The 19,219-nt window shown below is 64.6% G+C and carries 15 protein-coding genes; 2 read left to right on the forward strand and 13 right to left on the reverse strand.

Features of this window, described 5'->3' with window-relative positions; genetic code table 11:
• Positions 1-19 precede the first annotated feature (19 nt).
• From ASG64_RS21475 to ASG64_RS06000, 4 genes are read right to left on the reverse strand one after another with little or no spacing between them, the layout of a single operon-like run.
• Complete coding sequence (locus ASG64_RS21475; RefSeq protein ID WP_156388265.1) at positions 20-163, reverse strand: hypothetical protein; 144 nt, start codon at positions 161-163, stop codon at positions 20-22.
• Between the two features lie 22 nt (positions 164-185).
• Complete coding sequence (locus ASG64_RS05990; RefSeq protein ID WP_056070973.1) at positions 186-1,082, reverse strand: alpha/beta fold hydrolase; 897 nt, start codon at positions 1,080-1,082, stop codon at positions 186-188.
• On the reverse strand, positions 1,079-2,020 hold the full coding sequence (locus tag ASG64_RS05995; protein ID WP_235579539.1) for a catechol 1,2-dioxygenase: 942 nt from the start codon (positions 2,018-2,020) through the stop codon (positions 1,079-1,081). The genes ASG64_RS05990 and ASG64_RS05995 overlap by 4 nt, the downstream gene beginning before the upstream one ends.
• Positions 2,021-2,070: 50 nt before the next feature.
• Positions 2,071-3,276, reverse strand: a complete 1,206-nt coding sequence (locus ASG64_RS06000; RefSeq protein ID WP_056070975.1) for an aromatic ring-hydroxylating oxygenase subunit alpha — start codon at positions 3,274-3,276, stop codon at positions 2,071-2,073.
• Between the two features lie 241 nt (positions 3,277-3,517).
• Between ASG64_RS06000 and ASG64_RS06005 the strand changes: the two genes are divergently transcribed.
• Both ASG64_RS06005 and ASG64_RS06010 read left to right on the forward strand, forming a co-directional pair.
• Complete coding sequence (locus ASG64_RS06005) at positions 3,518-4,513, forward strand: NAD(P)/FAD-dependent oxidoreductase (protein WP_056072787.1); 996 nt, start codon at positions 3,518-3,520, stop codon at positions 4,511-4,513.
• Between the two features lie 33 nt (positions 4,514-4,546).
• Positions 4,547-4,882, forward strand: a complete 336-nt coding sequence (locus tag ASG64_RS06010) for an indolepyruvate ferredoxin oxidoreductase subunit alpha (RefSeq protein WP_056070978.1) — start codon at positions 4,547-4,549, stop codon at positions 4,880-4,882.
• Positions 4,883-4,889: 7 nt separating this feature from the next.
• Here ASG64_RS06010 and ASG64_RS06015 read toward each other — a convergent pair whose 3' ends face one another.
• From ASG64_RS06015 to ASG64_RS06055, 9 genes are all read right to left on the reverse strand, one after another.
• Positions 4,890-5,462, reverse strand: coding sequence for a TetR/AcrR family transcriptional regulator (locus ASG64_RS06015; protein ID WP_056070981.1), 573 nt, complete (start codon positions 5,460-5,462; stop codon positions 4,890-4,892).
• A 35-nt stretch (positions 5,463-5,497) separates the two neighbouring features.
• Positions 5,498-7,021 carry an aldehyde dehydrogenase family protein gene (locus tag ASG64_RS06020; RefSeq protein WP_056070984.1) on the reverse strand — a complete coding sequence of 508 codons (1,524 nt, stop codon included), beginning with the start codon at positions 7,019-7,021 and terminating at the stop codon, positions 5,498-5,500.
• A 55-nt stretch (positions 7,022-7,076) separates the two neighbouring features.
• On the reverse strand, positions 7,077-7,865 hold the full coding sequence (locus ASG64_RS06025) for a 2-keto-4-pentenoate hydratase (RefSeq protein ID WP_442971116.1): 789 nt from the start codon (positions 7,863-7,865) through the stop codon (positions 7,077-7,079).
• 75 nt (positions 7,866-7,940) lie between these two features.
• Positions 7,941-9,125 (reverse strand): multidrug effflux MFS transporter, encoded by a 1,185-nt coding sequence (locus ASG64_RS06030; RefSeq protein WP_056070988.1) that lies wholly within the window; start codon positions 9,123-9,125, stop codon positions 7,941-7,943.
• Positions 9,126-9,205: 80 nt separating this feature from the next.
• Positions 9,206-9,697, reverse strand: coding sequence for a hypothetical protein (locus ASG64_RS06035; protein ID WP_056070992.1), 492 nt, complete (start codon positions 9,695-9,697; stop codon positions 9,206-9,208).
• The gene (locus ASG64_RS06040; RefSeq protein WP_056070995.1) at positions 9,688-11,616 is read right to left on the reverse strand and encodes a primary-amine oxidase; all 1,929 of its coding nucleotides are present in this window, start codon (positions 11,614-11,616) and stop codon (positions 9,688-9,690) included. Before ASG64_RS06040 ends, ASG64_RS06035 begins: the two co-directional genes overlap by 10 nt.
• A gap of 103 nt (positions 11,617-11,719) precedes the next feature.
• Positions 11,720-12,556 (reverse strand): alpha/beta fold hydrolase, encoded by an 837-nt coding sequence (locus ASG64_RS06045; RefSeq protein WP_056070998.1) that lies wholly within the window; start codon positions 12,554-12,556, stop codon positions 11,720-11,722.
• Between the two features lie 4 nt (positions 12,557-12,560).
• On the reverse strand, positions 12,561-14,009 hold the full coding sequence (locus ASG64_RS06050; protein ID WP_056071001.1) for an APC family permease: 1,449 nt from the start codon (positions 14,007-14,009) through the stop codon (positions 12,561-12,563).
• Positions 14,010-15,185: 1,176 nt separating this feature from the next.
• Positions 15,186-19,163 carry a helix-turn-helix domain-containing protein gene (locus tag ASG64_RS06055; RefSeq protein ID WP_082518118.1) on the reverse strand — a complete coding sequence of 1,326 codons (3,978 nt, stop codon included), beginning with the start codon at positions 19,161-19,163 and terminating at the stop codon, positions 15,186-15,188.
• Between the last annotated feature and the right edge of the window lie 56 nt (positions 19,164-19,219).

A 19,219-nucleotide genomic window follows, 5' to 3' on the forward strand; every position in this document is an offset into this window, starting at 1 on the left:
CTACCGAGAGGTGTGCGTGCTACTGATTGATGCGATGTACTTGGGTGTTGACGTGGGCCAGCGGATTGGGGATGACGCGCTGGTGGGTGGCGACCCGGTCACTCAGCTGACGCAGCGCGCCCACCGCCAGAGCGGCGGCGAGAGGGATGTACACGAACTTCACAACGGTGTCCTCGTCTTGTCGGTCAGGGGTGCCGGCTGGCGGTGAAGAAGCCTGCGACCACCGCGTGATATGCAGCGGGGCGCTCCTCCTGCAGGTGGTGCGAGACGTTGTCCATCACGTGGAGGTTGCCGCGCTTGATCATGCGAGCCAACATCATCGGGTAGTCGGGCGTGAGAAATGCGTCCTCACGCCCCCAGATGAACAGGGTGGGCGCCTCGATCAGGCCAAGTTGCCGGGTCAGGTCCTGCCAGTCGCCGCGCGGGCTGTCCGACATCGCGGCGAGAGCTGTCTCCTCGGGATCGAGGCTCTGCCGGTACCGCATGTCCAGGGTCTCCTCGGGGAGACGGTCGGCGTCACACCATTCCAGACGGGTGATCAGTGTCCGCATCTTCTCCCGGGTGGGCCCCTCGCCGCCGTAGTAGACGTCACGAGCCGTTCGTCCCCGATGACCGCGCTCGGGAAGCGGGGCCAGTGGACCGTAGAACACCGGCATGCTTCCCGTGATCACCAGCGACCGAACACGTTCGGGATACAGCGCCGCCAGATTCAGTGCGATCGTTCCGCCCCAGGAGTTGCACACGAAGTCGGCTTGCTCGATGCCGAGCGCGTCCATCAGCGCGACGGTCTTGGCCGCATGGAAGTCCCACATCGGACCGGTGATCAGACATTTCTCCGATTGCCCGTACTGCAGGATGTCCACCAGGACGCAGCGGCGATCAGCCTCGAAATACGGCGCGACCGGTCCGAAGTCACTCCATGCGGTGCACCCCGGGCCGCCACCGTGCAGAAAGAGGGTGTCCGGGCCGGTACCTATGTCGTAGTAGTGGTAGGTGGCACCGTCCGCGTCGACGAAGTGGCTTTCCGGGGGTGCCGACGCGGCGGGCGATGTCGGGGCCGCGACCGGCGATGCGACAGTCATGACGTCTCTTCTCGCGAGGAATCGGGTTCGATCAGGGCCACGCCCATCCCGGTGAGCCACTCCGGCATCGGCGAGTACGCGAGGGCTTTCCCCGGTGCGAAACCGAGTGCGGCGGCCATGAGCAACCAGGTCCGCAGCTCCTGCCCGCCGTTACCCGCGTTCTCTGCGATCCGTTCCGACGTCCACCGCGTGTACTGGTCCAACGCACCGAGTTCGAGATCGCGGAGAAACTGCTCGTCGAACTCGGGAAAGATGGTCGGCTGGGCACCTACGATGATCTCCCGACGGCGCTTGTCGTACCGCTCCCACTCGCCGCGCCCGTTCAACCATGCCTCGACGAGGAATTCCTCGTCCTCGCCGTCCGGAGACGTCCAGTCACTGGGCCAGGGCAGCTGGTGGGACAACCCACCCGAGGCGATGACCACGACGCGTCGATCACCGATCGCGGCGACCGCTTCGGCGATGTTGCGGCCGAGCTCGGCGACTCGCGGAAGCGTCGGCAGAGGTGCCGCGAAGACGTTCACCACGAGCGGTACGACCGGTACGTCGATCCCGTCGAGCAGGTACTGGATCGCGTGCGATTGCCCGTGGTCGATCTGCAGGCGCGCGGAGATGGCCACTTCGGTACCGGCGTCGACGAGGCGCTGAGCGAGAGCGCGGGCGAATTCGGGATCCGTCTTCTGCGGGCCTTTCGGTGTTCCGCCGTCACCGGCGGCGACGACCTCGCCGACACCGAGGGTGAAGGACGGGATGAGGTCCAGCCAGAAGCCGCGGAAGTGGTTGGACCCCACCAGGACGACGACGTCCGGGCGTGCTTCGACGATGCGCTCACGAGCGACTGCGAGGCCGGCTCGGAACGCCTCCGCTCGGTCGGTGTGCACCACCTGGTCCCAATGGGTGTTCATCAGCGTGGAGTGGGATGCCCCGACGCCCAGCACGATGGACAAGGGTGTTCCTTTCGGTCGAGATTCGGATGGGTGAGGTGCGGTCAGGCCGGCCCGGAGACCTCGATGCCCTGGTCTGCCAGAGCGTCGATCCGGTCCTCGGTGGTGTCCTCGGCGAGCTTGCGCCACTGCAGAAGCGAGTCGTCCGGGCGGTAGAGCTTCTCCGGTGGTGCGTCGGTCACCTCGACCATCCACTTGTCCTGCCCGGAGAACTGCCCGTGGAACAACCATCGGACAGCGCCGAGATACTTGAAGTAGAAGGGGATCGTCCGCCACCCCTTCTTGAAGTCCGCGAGAACTCCGACGTAGAGGTGATTGTCCTCGTCGACCGGCACGTAGAACTCGTAGTGGATGAAGGTCGGATAGGCGATCCGGAGGACACCCGGCATGCTGACCGACGCGAAGCCCGGGAATTCCTGTGCCGCGATCACCTCGTTCACCTCGCGGTGCGAGCCGGTGTTGCCGATGTTGGTGGTCGTCTTCGGAGGCTTGGTCTTGTACCAGGCCTGGCTGCTCCACTTCCCCAGCCCGGGGAAGTCCGCATCCCAGAACTGTTCGAGCTGAACGCGATAGATCCACCGCCCACGCTTCACGATCTTGGTGGTGTTCCACACCGGCATGGACTTGAACACCCGCCACAGCGCAGTTCTGTGCAGATACTTGGCGTGGCCTTCGTCGTAACCGTTCTCGCATGCGAAGCGCCAGTTGCCTTCACGCCGTTGAATGCGCGCTCCGATCACGGCAGCGTTGCCGACGAGCTCCTCGGGCAACTGTTCGTCGATCGGGTGCGGTTCCTCCCCGTCGCCGACGAACACCCACACCATTCCCAGACGCTCCTCGACGTGGTAAGTCGGCTGGGTGACCTTGCCGCAGATCGGCGACTTCGGGCCGTCCGTGATCGCAGCCTTCAGATCGCCGGACTCGAGGTCGAACGTCCACCCGTGGTATACGCAGGAGATCGTTCCCGGGAACTGCTTGTTCCCGTAGCTCAGGGGCACACCGCGGTGAGGGCAGCGGTTGGCCATCCCGCGCACCACCCCGCGGTCGCGGATGACGAAGAGGTCTTCGCCGAGCAGCGTCACGCGCAGCGGCCGCTCACCGACCTTCGAGGAGAACGCGACCGGGTACCAGTACCCTCGGAAGCCCGCGCCGGCCGCCTGGTACAGGGGCCAACTCGACCAGTCCTGACGCCCGGGGAGGTTGCCCTCCTTCTTCTTCCGCGCCGGCGTCGCCTCTCGCGTCTCACTCATATGTGTTCTCCAGGTGCAGTTCGAGTCGTGTCGGGCGGAACGACCGCCGTGGTCGGATCGCTCCGAGTGGCCACAGGACACCACCCGCCGACCGGCCCCACAATCGATGCGGTTCACCTACCGAGATCTCGAGCCGACCCGGCCACCGCGCGAGTCGGGTTCCGCTCAGCGATCCAGCGCTGCGCTGTCTCTGCCGGTCGCACCTACCGTCCAGCGAGACAACCAGAACCAAGGAGAACCGATGACCTCTCAGCCACCGGTCGTCACCACCGATGTCGCCATCGTCGGGGCCGGCCCGACCGGCCTCTACGGCGCGTACTACGCCGGCTTTCGCGGCCTGGACACCGTGGTGATCGACGCCCTTCCCCAAGCGGGGGGCCAGGTGATGGCGCTGTACCCCGAGAAGCAGATTCGCGACGTCGCCGCGCTGCCCTCGATACGGGGTCGGGACTTCATCGCCAACCTCGTGCAGCAGGCCGACGCATTCTCACCGACCTACATGCTCGGCCGTCAGACCGTCGACCTGAGCCACGAGGACGGCGCACCGGTGTTGACACTCGACGACGGCACCGTGATCCGCGCCGGCGCGGTGGTGCTGACAGCAGGCATCGGCACCCCGACACCACGTGCCATCGAAACGGGGACGGAATGGCTCGGTTCAGGCCTCTCCTACTTCGTCGTCGATCCCACCGTCCACACCGGTCAGGACGTGGTGATCGTCGGAGGCGGTGACTCCGCGCTCGACTGGGCTGACGCTCTCTCGTCGATCGCCGGATCGGTGACCCTGGTACACCGCCGGGCCACGTTCAGGGGCCATGCAGCGACTCTCGACCGTGTCCGATCGGGGAAGGTTGCCATTCATACCGATACGGAGGTGACCGGTCTCGTCGGCGATGTGGAGGCCGGTGTACTCACCGAGGTGACCCTGCGCGCCAAGAGTGGTCACGAGACCGTCGTCGCTGCCGACCATGTGATCGCGGCGCTGGGTTTCATCAGCAATCTCGGACCCATCAAGGAGTGGAACCTCGAACTTCGTGGTCGCTCCATCGCGGTGGACCGCTCGGGACGGACGAACCTCCCGCGCGTCTACGCCGCCGGCGACGTCACCGACTACGACGGCAAGGTCAAGCTCATGTCGGTCGGGTTCGGTGAGGTTGCCACAGCGATGAATCACGTCGCGGTGGATCTCGATCCCGATCTCGTGCTCTTTCCCGGCCATTCGACCGACGGCGCCTGAGCTCCACACCCACCATCACCAGGAGGAACAACCATGTCCTACGTTATCGGCATCAACTGCATCGACCAGCTGGATCGGTCGTGCATCGAAGTGTGCCCCGTGGACTGCATCTACATCGGAGACCGGCGGAGCTACATCAATCCTAACGAGTGCATCGATTGCGGTGCCTGCGAGGTGGAATGTCCCGTGGACGCCGTCTTCGTCGACCGCAAGGCTCGCAAAGATCCCGAACTCGCCGAGTTCGTCGCGGATTCGATCGCTTTCTTCGCCGAGCCGTTGCCCGGACGCGACGAGCCCATCGGCGACCCGGGCGGATCCCAGAAACTGGGACCGTTGGGCGTGGACACAGAGTTCACGGCGAATCACTGATCGACCGTCAGGTCGCCATTCGTCGCAGCATCTCCCGTACTTGTTCCAGTAACCGCGATGTGCGGTCGTCGTCGGCGAAGATCATGTGTTGCAACACGATTCCATCCAGAGCGGAGAACACCAGGCCGGACACCGATCCGTCCGGATCGGGGACGCGCGCAGCGTGCAGCGTGCCGGCGACCTGGTCGGTGTATCGCCGATACAGCCCTCGCACGTTCTCGATCGGCAGATTCCCACGCACAGCCTGTGTCGTCTCGTCGTACTGCAGCAATTGACGACGCCGGGAACCATTCAACGTCTCGACCAGGCCGGCGGCGAACTCGTCTATCGAGTTCGCCGCCAGTCCTGCCTCGTCGGAGTCTTGAGTCGCTGCCCGGCGGAACGCTTCGACCAGCAGCTGCTCACGGGTTCCGAAATGGTGTCGGACCAATCCGTGTGCCATTCCCACACGTGTCGCGACCGCTCGGTAGGTGACCGCCTGAAGACCTGTCTCGCCGGCGATGTCGATGGCAGCGTCGAGCAGTCGATCGCGGGTGGATTGGTCGGTGTCACTGTCCAGGGAGTCGTCGGCGGCGCTCATGCACACAGCCAATCACGCCGCCGACCACCCGGTCTCTACTGGCCGGTCAGACCCCACAGGGGCGGCCGTGCGTCCCCGAGATCGATGTTGACGGACTTGACCGCGGTGTACTCCCGGAGGGTCTCGAACGAAAGTTCACGTCCGAATCCGCTGTCGCCCCGGCCACCCATCGGCATACCGGGCGGGAGGTCGAACCAACGATTCACCCAGACGATGCCGGCATTCAGACGATCGGCGAACTGGTGCGCGCGGCGCAGGTTCTGGGTCCATACCCCGGCGGCCAAGCCGTACGGCGACGCATTGGCGCGCGCGATCGCCTCGTCGTCGGTGCGGTATCGCTCCGCGACCGTGACCGGGCCGAACACCTCGGTACGCACGATCGTCGACCGTCCCTCCGGATCGGCCAGCAACACGGGTCGGTGGTAGAAACCCTCGCGTAACGAGTCGTCGAGCTCGAGCGGTTCGTCACCGACGACGACCGACACACCTTCGGCGCGCGCCTTCGCGACGTGAGCGCTGACCAGCTCCAGTTGACGACGCGAGACCAGTGGGCCCATCTCGCTGCGCGGGTCGGTCGCATCGCCCACCCTGATCGTTCGCGCCACCGCCGCGAACCGGTCGACGAAGTCGTCGTGGATGTCGTCGTGCAGAAGCAATCGCGACGAGGCTATGCACGCCTGCCCGTTGGCGAGATAGATCCCCATCAGGGCGTCCTGGACAGCGAGATCGAGATCGGCGTCGGCAGCCACGATCATGGGTCCCTTGCCACCGAGTTCCATCAGACTGGGGCGAAGGATCTGCGCCGCCGAGCCGAGGATGGCCCGCGCGGTCTCGGGACCTCCGGTGAACGAGATCTTCGCGACGCCCGGATGGGAGACCAGAGCCGCGCCCGTCTCGGGCCCGAAGCCCGTCACGATGTTGAGCACCCCGGCCGGCAGCAGATCGGCGATCAGGCGGGTGAATTCCAGAATGCTCGCGGAGGCGTACTCGGACGGCTTGACCACCACGGTGTTACCCGCGGCGAGTGCCGGTGCCACCTTGTTCGCGAAGGTGATCAGCGGGGAGTTCCACGAGATGATCGCGGCGACGACTCCGAGGGGTTCGCGCTTGGTGTAGAGCAGCGTGTCGGCGTTCGACAGTGGGATCTGTTCACCGTTGAAGGCGCGCACGACGCCGGCGTAGAACCGGAAGATCGCGGTGACAGTGGGTATGTCGGCGATGCCCGCCTCCCGCACAGGCCGGCCGTTCTCGGTCGCCAGGAGGGCGCCGAAGCGGGCGCCGTCCGACTCGAAGCGGTCGGCGATCGACAACAGAAGTGCCTGTCGCTGTTCCTGTGTCGTCCTGCGCCACAGCGTGAACGCCTGGCCGGCCGCCGCGACAGCGGACTCGACATCGGCGGCCGTCCCCTGCGGCAGCACCGCCCACGGGGTACCAACGCTCGGATCGACAGCGTCGAAGGCGTCACGGGAGCGCACCCACTCGCCTCCGATGAACTGCTCGTAGTCCCCTCCGGGTACGAAAGCCGCGCGCGCGGACTCCGTCGACAGTGTGGTGGACATTGTTTCTCCTTCTGACGTGACTTCGGTCGGCGACGGGTCCATCCCGACGACGGTGCTAACGAAACGACGCCGTGACGGATCCGAGACCGGTCAACGACGCCGTGACCGTCTGCCCTGCCACGACCGGGCGCATCGGACCCAGCGCTCCGGACAGGACCACCTGCCCGGCACGCAGAGGGCGGCCGAGGTCGCGAGCGGTCCGCGCCAGCCACCGGACAGCAGTGACCGGGTCCCCGAGGCAGGCAGCACCGGTGCCCTCGGACACCTGATCACCGTCGATGGTCATCGTCATCGATACGCCGACGAGGTCGAGGTCTTGCACGCTTACCCGGTTCTCGCCGAGCACGTAGGCGCCCGCCGACGCGTTGTCGGCAACGGTGTCGGCGAAGCTGATGTCCCACTTCGCGATACGGCTTCCGCAGACCTCGAGAGCAGCGACCACGTAGTCGGTCGCCGACCGTATCTGGTCCGCATCGAGCGGCCCGTCCGCAAGATCGTCGCCCAGCACGAAGGCGATCTCGGCCTCGACACGAGGTTGCATCACTGCGCCCGTGGGAATCTCGGCACCGTCACGATGAGCCATGTCGTTGAACAGAATTCCGAAATCCGGACGATCGACACCGAGTTGCGCCTGCACGGCCTCGGAGGTCAGGCCGATCTTGCGCCCCACGACGACCGCCCCCGCCTCCTGGCGTCGTACGGTGAGGATCTCCTGCACCGCATAGGCGGCCGCCACGTCGTCGCGGCCTATCAGATCGCGAACCGGCTCGCACGGATCGTCATGGGCAGCAGCGTGATACAGCCGCACAGCGGCCGCCTCGATGTTTCTCTGGCTCACAGTCACGTCGCAAGCTTCGGACACGGGTACATCACCGACAACACCCGCGTCTCGCTCAGTGATCCCCCCGGCCACGCCCAGTCACACGGACGTCGTCGGACGCGGCCGAAGGCCGACCACGGCGAGCACCACGGCGACCGATGCGGCGAACGCCATCGACGATGCGACCGCGAGAGCATCGTTTCCGAGGAGTCCGACCACCGGGGCGGCCGCTGCGGCACAGGCGAACTGGACGCCGCCGATCACCGCCGCCGCGGTTCCGGCGACCGCTCGCTTGTCGGCCATGGCCTGCGCCGGGGCGTTCGGCAGGACTGTGCCCATCACCGCCAGCATCAGGAAGACCGGAACGATGAACCCGGTCGCTCCGCCGGAGCCGGTCGCCGCCAGCACCACGAAGACGACTGCCACGGCCGCGCCGAGGAACAACGCCGTCAGCAGCACTGTGCGTGTCGGCCATCGACGGACGAAGAGCACGTTGAGCTGGGAGGAGGCGATCAGCACCACAGCGCCGGCGGCGAAGGCCCACCCGAACTGGTACGGCGTGAGCCCGAAGCTGCCTTGCAGGACGAACGGCGACGCCGAGATATAGGAGAACATCACCACCCGCCCGAGACCGCACACGAGGACCATCGACACGAAAGCGCGGTCGGAGCCGAGGGACAGGTAATTCCTCATCACTCTGCGCGCGCCCGCCTTCTGGCGTGCGCCCGGAGGCAGTGTCTCGGGCAGCGCCACCATCCCGAGAACGACCGACGTCAGCCCCAATGCCGCCAGGACGACGAAGATCACCCGCCAGGTCGACACGTCGACGACGAGACTTCCGATCGACGGAGCCAGAATGGGTGCCACGCCCATCACCAGCATCAACCGGGACAGCATGGCGGCGGCGGCATCACCGTCGTACAGATCTCGCACCACGGCCATGGCGAGAACGGCCCCCGCGGCGCCTCCGAAACCTTGGATCACTCGCAACACCGCGAGTGCCTCGATCCCCGGCGCGACGGCACAGCCCAGTGAGGCGACCACGTGCAGTGTCGAGCCCACTATCAGCGGTCGTCGCCTACCCATCGCATCCGAGAGCGGACCGATGACCAATTGTCCGGCTGCGAACCCGAGCAAGGTACCGGTGAGCGTGAATTGCACCGCCGTCTCCGAGATTGCGAACTCGGTCGCGATGAACGGGAAAGCAGACAGATACATGTCGACGGTGAACGGTCCGAGCGCGGTGAGTGCACCGAGCAGCACGACCAGACGACGTCGGGTCATGCCGCTCGGTGCACTCCAGGCGGGGACGACAGAGCCGCTACCCCGACTGCGGCCGGCGGCCGTCGTGGGAAGAAAGTCGGTCAACGCGACGAGCGCAGAAGGCGCACGGCCGCGCCCACCGCCACCACGACCTGCAGGACCGCGAGAATCAGTCCGGCCTGCATCGGTCCATCGACCAGTCCTGTGGTTGCCGGATTGCCGGATCCTGTCATGCCCGCGTCGGTGTGACCCATCGCCGCGTGGTCCATGCCTGCGTGAATCCGGTGGCCCGCACTCGAGTGCACCAGCAGCATCGCGATCCCGAAACCGGCGGTCACCATGTACCCCCGGAGCGAGCCACCGCTCCCCCGCCGGCACGTGAACGCCACGCAGAGACCGGACAGCAGGAGCATCGGCACGACCATGGCGAGCATCGACGTTCCGGTCACCAGCAGCAGCACGACGTGCATTCCGAAGCACAGGACGGCGACTGCAGGGAGCGCAGCGATGACCAGATCGACCGGCGATGCGCTGTTCCCGCGCCGAGCCTCGGAATGCACCACGGCGTCGGGCAGTCGATGCGTCAGTGACATGACGGGCCGCTGTCGGACGTACCGCCGGTGTGTGCCGTCGACGAGGCGGGCACGTCGAGTGCCGGGTTCTTGTCGAAGAAGTTGACGGGCAACAGATGGAAGCCCACGACCTCGGTCGGCATCACCGGCCAGTCCTCGGCCCGCGGGATATGCGTCACGCCCAGGGTGTGCCACAGAACGACGTCCGTGTTGTCTGTCGCGCGATTCTCCGCGGTCCACCGGGGAAGCCCGTCACCGGAGCGACTCTGGTTGGGGAAATCGCCACTGGGGCGCATTTCGGCGGGAGAATACGGCGTCACCCACATGTTCCTGGTGGCGAAGCCGGCGCGCGCTGCGATGAGAGACGGTGCTTGCGCCAGCATCGTCGCCGAGGACCACCCGGGCAAGAACTTGTAGCCCACCGGGTTTCCCCACGCGTTGCGCTTCGACGTGTTCACGACGGACCAGCTGCGAGACGATTGCGGGTTGGTGTGGTCGTCACCGGTCAGCTCACGGTCGATGATCGTCTTCTTGACGCCGATCGCGTTGCCGTACGGATTCTCCGGCCCCACCGGCACCCCGTAGGCATCGTTCTGTACGACCGTGTTCTCCCACCCGTCGATCTCGGTGTCCAATCGGAACGAGAACAGATGCTGGTGATAGCTGGACACGAGATTCTCGGCGATGCGGGTGCCATGTGCGGACGTCTCTCCCGCTTCGACGGAACGGGTCTGCACGATGCCCAGCAGCTTGACCTCCATCTGAATGGACGCGTCCTGGTAGAAGTTCCAGTAGAAGCCGTAGTGGTAGTTGCCGACGGTGGCGATGAAGCTGATGACCAGCCGACGGGAGCGGCGCACATCGACCTTGCCGGTCATCCAGTCGGTGTGCTTCCACAGGATGCCGGCGTCCTCCTCGTGAATGCAGATGGCGTTCTCGATCGTGGTCGGCTCCCCGTTCTCACCGGCGTTGACCGCGTCCAGGTAGACGATCTCGCCCAGACAATCGCACCCGAGCCGCAAGGAATTCGCGAGCTTTCCGAGGCCGAATTCGCCGGCATCGAACGCACTGCGCCAGAAGTGCTCCTTGGACGGATCGCCGTAGGGAACGACCATCTCTCCCAGGGACGCGCGATGGAGCACCGAGCGGTAGTCGTCGCCGTCCTGGTACTCCACCGCGTGCAGGACCAAGCCTTCGAGCGGATGCCAGTTGATGCGGAATCGCCACTTCTGCCACGTCAGTTCATGGCCGTCGATGGTGAATCCGACGCCCTCCGGCTGGGTGATGTGCAGCGGAGCGATGTCGGAACGCATCGGCTGATTGGCGTCCGCCGTGTAGTTGGCCTGGTCGACGTTCATCGGCCGAACCCCGAAGTCGTGCACCTCGAGGACCTTCATCGCGACCAGGTCGACCACAGCGATGACGCCTTCGATGGGATGCGCGTACCCGTTGTCGTCGGGGAAATCGCGGTAGTAGGACACTGATCCCGCGAGACGTCGGCCCTCCACCTCGTAGTCGAGCACGCCGGGAACTGCCATGTTGGCCACTCCCCACGGGTCGATCTGAACCTTGCTCATGTCGGTGATGCCTCGCAGGGCCAACGCGGCTACATAGCGCGGGTCCTGCTTGATCAGGTCCGGAGCGAGGTCGAACTCGTCGAGGAGGACAGGTGCGGCGCCGTCCGTGATCACCTCCGAGGAGACGACTGCAGCAGCCTCGAGATCGACGACGACGTCGTGTGTCGTGCCGGATGCGCGATCGACGAGCAAGACCCGTGCACGACGGGGGATTCGATGACCCTCCCGAAGCAGTCGTTTGTCGGGTTCGTCGGTATAGACCGCGGCGAATCCAGGCCTCGCAGCGATGGCTTCACGGCGGACGACATCCGCGACGAGGCTGAACTCGTCAGCAGTCAGGGAATCGAAGAGCGGGTTACGCACGGGTGGTTCCTTTCATGGCGTTCATCCGGCTCGGGTTGCGATGTGCCGGCGTGTGATGCCCACACAACCAGCGAGTCGACCTGCGTGCAGCTGAAGGTTCTGCTCAGCGATCCACGGTCGTTCGAGCGTTCAGAAACTCCACGACCGCGCCGGCGACTTCCACCGGCAACTGCTCCATCATCGGAATCGTCCCGCCCTCGACGACCACGATCTCCACGGCGGACGCACCGACGAGCGCTCGTCTCATCACCTCGACATCGGGGAACGAGAACGGGTCCGCATCACCGCCGAGGATGAGTACCGGAGCAGTCACCGAGGCGATGCGGTCCTCCATCACGTACCGCGCGCAGGCATTGTGTCCTTCGGCGGGATCGACTCCGGGCGCGAGCGCATCGCGCACGAAGCGATCGAGAAGGTCGGGACGATGTGCGGGGTAGTACGGGGCGCGTTGGTTCCACCACGTGATCAGGTGACCTCCGTCGTCGTCTCTCTCCGCGGCGTCGACGGAGGGTCCGTCCTTGTGACGAGCGCGGTATTCGGGTCCGGTGAAGGAGGGGGACGACAGCACCAACGCATCCACACGACCGGCTGCTGCGGCAGCGAGTTCCACGGCGACGACGGCCCCCGTGTGATGACCCAGGACCGAGAAGTGGTCGAGCCCGAGGGCATCGGCCAGATACAGGGCACCCGACGCGTACTGCTCGATCGACTGCGGCCCGGACGGTTTGGCCGACTGACCGAATCCGTACATGTCCATCGCGATCACGCGACGTGACGACGCGATGAGCGGCAGAAGTTCGGCGAACTCGTCGCAGGAGCGCGGAGTCTGATGCAAGCAGATGAGCGGGACGCCGTCGGAACCGGCTTCGGCGTAGTGCAACTGCCCGAGCGGTGTGTCCGCGTAGCCGTGCCGAACCGCGGTCGCGTCATCCTTCGGCACAGCGTCAGTCGACAAGGGTGCGTCCCATGTTGGCGTACGCCTCCGGGCGGTTCCTCCGTGCATGGAGCGCGACCCCGACAGCGACAACGATGGTGAGCACGTGAAGCAAGGGCAACCCGTTGATGATCACCGAATCGGTGCCGGTGATAGCGGGGAAATTGGACAGTGCGAAGTACGTGATCGCGCCGAAACCGATCAATGCCAGGGTGGGCGCAACCGTTCGGGCCCAACCGAACTGGCGCTGCCGCGCGAAGAACACCAGCACTGCCAGCGAGGTGGTGGTGATCAGGACCATCAGGCCTACCGCTCCGAAACCGGTGAGCGAGGACGAGAGGTTCGTCAGGGGGTCGAGACCGGCGAGAGCGAACGCCACGATGACGAGCGTCTCGATCACGTAGCTCGTCGAGCCGGCGACGACAGGAGATTGATGGCGCGGATGCAACGTACGCATCGACCGCGGTAGGAATCCGTCGCGCCCCAGAGCGAAAAGGTAGCGCGACGCCGCGTTGTGGAACGCGAGCATCCCGGCGAAGCAGCTGGTCACGATCAGCACCTCGAGCGTCGTGGTCCACGCCGGCCCGACGAACTCGTCACTGAGGTCGTAGACGAACGTGCCAGGACTCGCGGCCGCTGCAGCCGTGGCACCGCTCGAGCTGGCGAGGAAGGCCCACGATGTCAGGACGAAGAACAGTCCGATGCAGGCCATCGAGATGTAGGTCGCCCGTGGAACTGTGCGCTGCGGATCACGCGCCTCTTCTGCGTAGATGGCCGTTCCCTCGAAACCCTGGTAGCACGAGAACGCGAAGATCATGGCGACGCCGATGACTCCTGGAACGAAGACCTCGCTGGGGCTGAAGGATTCCAGCGGCAGACTTCCGAACCCGTTCCGCGCGATGATCGCGACGTCCAGCACGACGATCACGACCAATTCGATGACGAGAGCGACGCCCAGGACTCCAGCAGCGAGGGTGATCTTGCGATACCCCAGGAGGAACGTGATCAGCAGACCAGCCAGTGTGTAGACCCACCACGGAAGATCGATGCCCGCCAGCTTGTTCATGCTGCCGGCGGCGAAGAAGCCCATGGCGCCACCGGTGGCGACGGAGAGGGCGATGTACGCACTGCTGGCGATGTAGGCACCGGCCAATCCGACGGGACGGCCCAACCCCTTGACGATGTACGCGAAGAAGGCCCCGGCATTCTGCACGTACGGAACCATCCGTGTGAAACCGACCGCGAACAACAGCATGATCACCACCACGAACACGTACATGCCGGGCGTGCCGAGTCCCACTCCCAACCCGAACGCGAGCGGCAGAATCGCCACCGCGCCTCCTGCAGGTGCGACGGTGGCCATCACCATGAACACGATGTGGGCGACGTTCAGGCTCCCCTGCGCCAGCTCGGTCGTATCCTCCGCCGACGACGTGCCGTTCTGCGTGCGTGGCACCATAGATGTCAACTCCTCGAACCTGTGCAAGTGACGGCGGATGCCGTCGGACGCGATCAGTGTGAAGAGTTGTCGCCCCGATCATCACCAGCATGGTTCACTCAGCGACACCACGGACCCGTGCGCACCGAACTCGATCGATGCGAGTGGTTGCTGTCGGCGTCCACCGACGTCCGCACGCGTCCACGCCACCCGTGACGGGAGGTGAAGCGAGTGGTGTCCGTCCACAGAAGTCTCCGGAGGTCCACCGACCGTCGTGGACTCTTCGGCGCAAAAGTTCACCCACAGCCACTGACGTCCACCCGAGTCCATCGAACGGGTTACGGATGAGTTGTGACAACTCGTGACATCGAGCCGAAATCCACTAGTTCTGCCAGGTGACCGGATATCGAGAGCCTCCTTTCGGGATTGAACCGAAGACCGCTCGCTTACAAGGCTTCGACAACCCGATCAGGTGGATGCACCTGGACTCACGAAACCCGCCCTGATCTGGACGTTCGTCCATCATCGTCCGTCCCGGTCCGCCTCCGTCCGTCCCGACTTGTGACACTCTCGTGACACCGAGAATGTTCTACGTCGAACTTCTTGGCTATGTATTACTCTGTTGGACAGCGTATCTCGTTGTCCAGAGGAGCAGCCGAGGGGGTTGCGGCCGCATGACAGATGTGGCCACGCGCAGGTGGGTCTGGGTCCGTCGGCAGCTCGTCTCCCCGTACGGCAAATCCCAGGTCTTACAAGAAGGCGTGCTGTGCCATCGAGGTCCTACCGAAGCCGTCCACCACCTTTTCGACGCGGCGTACACCGCTGGCGCTGCGACTACCGCCTCGACGCGCGGACCCTAGGCGAGCCATGTCGCCCACTCCACAATTCGCCCCTACAGTCCGGAGCGTGGCTGATCAGTACCGCGTCGTCGACCTCGTCGGCTGGACCCGCTGAGAGACGAAACCACGCGGCGCCGAAGAGAAGCGGTGGTTCAGGGGCTCCTGAGGCGTCGCGGGACGACAGTCACTGGCTGTTCAAGCCGCGGCGGATTAAGGACCTGACGCTGTCGAAGGAACGACGCACTCTCGGCGATACACCACTGAGCTGAAGAGGCCACTCCCGACGGCTTCACTCGGCCAGTGCAGCGAGGATAACGTCGCGACAGCCATGGCGTTCATCGCCATGGCTGCCGGCGGTTCAGTCCAGGTCTTGGTCCAGTTGGGCTCGTTCGTCCTCGCGGACGGCATCGCGTTCATAGGACTCAGCAATGGCGCGCAGGATGCGCGCAGTTCGGGGCCAATGCACCTGGACAGCCAGACTCCAATGCTTGTACTGCTCAGCCAGCGTCCGCTCCTGGATGCCGCCGTCGTAGACACCACGCCAGGTGACACCGCGGCGGTTCAGTCGGCCGGTGATTACGCCGTTCTCGAGGTCTCGACTGCCGATCGACTCGATAAGATCTCGAACTGGGGCGGGTGGCCAGATTCCGTCAGCGTCGTCCGGCGCGTGAGCAAAGGTTTGGCCAATCAGTTCGTCACCGATGTCCGCTCGGTCAAGGTCGGATAGTTGCAGACGAGCCTGCTTCACCCACTCCCGCATCGCAGCTTGATCTAGTGTGCCGTCCTCCTGTCGTCCCGGGAAACCATGCCAACCGTGAAGGACCCACCAAGCGTGCTCAGTGAGCGGATCCGCACTCTTGCGCTGACGGTGAGGCTCGTTTGCACCCCGGAACGTGCGATGAACGAGACCAACGAACAGGGCAGGGTCCGAGGCGAGGGCCTGGTTAAGGGCACGTGGTTCGCGGTCGTGCTGGAGGAGCCTGAAATATCCGAACTCCACAGATGCAAGGTCGGCAACTGGCACGTCGGCTGCGGCTAGGTAGTCAAGCAATGTCCCGACGTCGTGGCCGGTCATCTGTGACATCCCCGCCCGCCCCGGGTCTTGGGTGATCGCCGCGCGCAAGATGGATTGGACGAGCGCTGCGCTCGGAAGATAGACCTTCTGGTCTGCTGCCGGATCGAAGATGCCGTGGCTCGCGATCGTCATCGCCGACCAGGCTCGTGCTCGCTCAAGGAGCACCTCAATGGCTTTGGTGAGATCTTCATGGGGAACGACCTCGAAAGGCGCCTCGGACCAGAAGAGGTCTTCAGCGGCTGGGAACTCGCGGAGTACGTCCCAGAACCGGCTCTCTGTCGGGACGTTAAGCACAAATCTTCTCAGGGCTTTGCTCCCCACGTCTCCCCGTTCGAGCGCTCGCCTGAGATCCGGTGGTCCATCGACGGCGAGGCGGCTACGGACCCACGTTGTCGCGGCTTCCTGAAGCGCTGTGCTTTCCGATGCCAGCCAGTCCAACATGGTGTCGAGAGCATCAATCGGCTCGTAGGTTGAGACAGTCCAGCCGACCTGTGATGGAGCCTCTGTACGGGCCGCTATTGCGCCGAGCTGTTCCCAGGCGTCGGAGCGGGCAAATAGAACGTCAAGTGCTTCGCGACGTTTGGCTTTCAGCGCCGACCGGTAGTGCTCGTAGTCGTTCAGGTCTGCACCTGGCAGGTCCGGGTGCCAATTGAAGAGATACGCGAACCGGCGGAGGTCATCAGCTGGTTGAAGTAATTCGGCCAGTTTTTGTAAGCGGGCGCGTCGCTCCACCGGCATTGCCCAGTCCGCGTCCTGGAAACGCTCGTGCCGCGCTGCGGTCTCTCGAACCTGTTCGAACAGGGCCAGTCGAACGTCCTCATCCAAGTCGCCGCGCGATGCCTCGTCCTCAAGGAACTCGATAATCCGATTCGCTTCGTCTGGGCCAACCGTGGACAGCGCTTCCACAAGCCATGGCAGGGCGGTGCGATCTGCCATGACCCATGCGAGCGCTCGGTCGACCAGGCTCTTCGCGAAAGCGAACCATTCGCTGTTCGGCATCCGATCGCTGGGTGGCTTCCAGAGTTGATAACGCGGCTCATAAGGAGGTGAGACCCAAGCATTGCTGTCGGGCCACAGGGCCTTGAGTAAAGCCCAACCTGTCGTCTCGCTCACGATCCGGCAGGCATCAAGCGCTTGGAGTCGGATTGCAAGATCTGCGCCAGTGTTCCGAATCCATCCGCAAAGGACGGTCGACATGCTTGCAAGTGGATTGTTGCCCGAGTTCTTCGGCAGGTCGTAGCGGCAGAGTTCGGTCAGGATCTGTGTTGCGCGAACGAGGTGGTCGGGCGACCAGCAGAGCATTTCCAAGGCCCACAACAGGTGATGCTGTTGACTCGACGGGCCCAGGGTCAGCGGCTCGTCAATAGCCTGGAACAGGTGGCCGATGGTCGGATCGCTGGTTGCAAGGTCATCTTCCAGTGCCGAAAGAACAATGTTTGGAGCAGCCTCGGCGAGAAGAGGAAGCACGTCGGCGATCGCACCCCACGTGTGACCTTCAGAGCCGGTAGTGACCTGACGCAGCACATCGTGGACAACCCGTTCGGCCACTGAGGATGCGTGACTGGTGTCACCGGGGCCTGACTCGATCGCTCCCGCCAGGGCGAGACTCTCGGCGATACCGTGCCGTAGAGCAGGCGAGTAGGTTCTCCGCTGCCCCTTTAATTGGGCGGCGATCCGCTCGTGCGAACTGAGGCCTTCATATGGATTTGGGTCCAGGAGAACGCTGGTTGCGATCTCTGCCCACCGCGATGCCAGTTCTGATGACACTAGGTTGCCGAACTCAAGGAACGCCTCCTCTAGGGAGGTGAAGACGAAGACGTTCCGAACGCTCCGGATCGCCGGATCGGTTCCGCGACTGGCTTCGGCGATAGCGCGCTGTAAATCGACTGAGGGGACGGAGGCCAGTTCACTCAGGACTCGCAGGTCCTCGGGTCGATCGGTCCACCGACTGGCTAACATCAGTGCGGCGAGCGTGGCGGCCAGCGGTGGTCGAGACCATGTTGGCTGCTGTACGCGAGGTGAGCGCGAAAGCCGCCGGGCCAATGCAGGCATGCTCCGACGAGCGAGTACCGCGAGGCGGTCGGCTTGGCGCCATTCGACGTCACCTGCTCTGAATGCCTCGACCGCCTCGTTCCGGCCAACCCTCGGCAGGCGGATGTCGACACTACGGCGCATGGCAGAGCTGTTGTCGACGATAGAGACGACGTGCCTACCGCTAGAGAGGGCGTGAGCTACGTCTGCATTGTCGAAGTCGGGCACCAAGATCCCAGGCCCTGAGATAGCAACTATTCGATCCCAGACGCCAGGTGACCGGACGATTGTGGCGGTGCCAGGCTCACTCGACTTATCGCCCTCTGGCGCGAGGCACGTGTGCAGAAACCCCAAAGCGTCGTCGACCCACTCGGTCTGGATCGACGTAACCCTCGGCTCGTCACTAAGCAGGGATCGCAGTCGCTGCGCCTCTTTAGCTCGCCCGGCGACGAAAAGATCGTGCGGCAGAGCTGGTTCGGTGGCAGCGGAGAAGCGGTCCCACCATGTCTCCAAAGTCAGCGCGTCCCGGGGCCGAAGACCGAGAGTTTCTGAGATCCACAGGTGCGCGGCGGGCGCAACCTGCAACCAAGCTTCGAGGTCATCCGCATCGAGAACGAGAACGTCCTTGAAGAGTTTTTCGGCGCGTCGCTCGTCGGCCCACGAGTCCTTGCCCTGCCATCGACGGATCGTCACGAAGACGAAGGTGACATCTCGCGATGCCTCGCCCTTTCGTCCGTCGTAGTCCTTGGTGGCTTTGCGCTTTGTGTCCTTGTCGGTGCCGAACTCGAACCAGATTTGTCCGGCTGGCAGCAAGTGCGTCCGCCTCTCGAGGGTCGCCACCCCGTCCTTGCCGGCCAGGGCAACTCCATCGCCTGTCCGAATCGAGATTTGTCCAGCCGCGGGGGTCTCGAACAGCAGCCTACGCACCAACTCTGGAAGCCGATCCTGAGCTTCTCGAGCGTTGGTTTCGGGCCACAGCGCGAGCTGGCTCGCAGTCGCATATTCGGGACTGGCGGTTCGTCGTTCGGTAGCCAGGCTCACGGCCGGTGCGCCGCGTTGCGCTTTGAGGCGCTCCACGTCGCTCGCACGGAATCTATAGAACGACGTCCCTGGCACTCGGGCATCCGGGAGCAGTCCCCGCTTGGCGTACGCCCGCACGGTGTTCTCGTGCACGGCCAGTCGCCTGGCTGTCTCGCGCACGTTCAGCAACTCAGAAGAATCGTTATTCACAACAGCATGCTACATACATGTAGACTTTGTGCACTTGGAGACGACGGACTTGCCGC

Source organism: Rhodococcus sp. Leaf247 (assembly GCF_001426185.1).
Classification (GTDB): domain Bacteria; phylum Actinomycetota; class Actinomycetes; order Mycobacteriales; family Mycobacteriaceae; genus Rhodococcoides.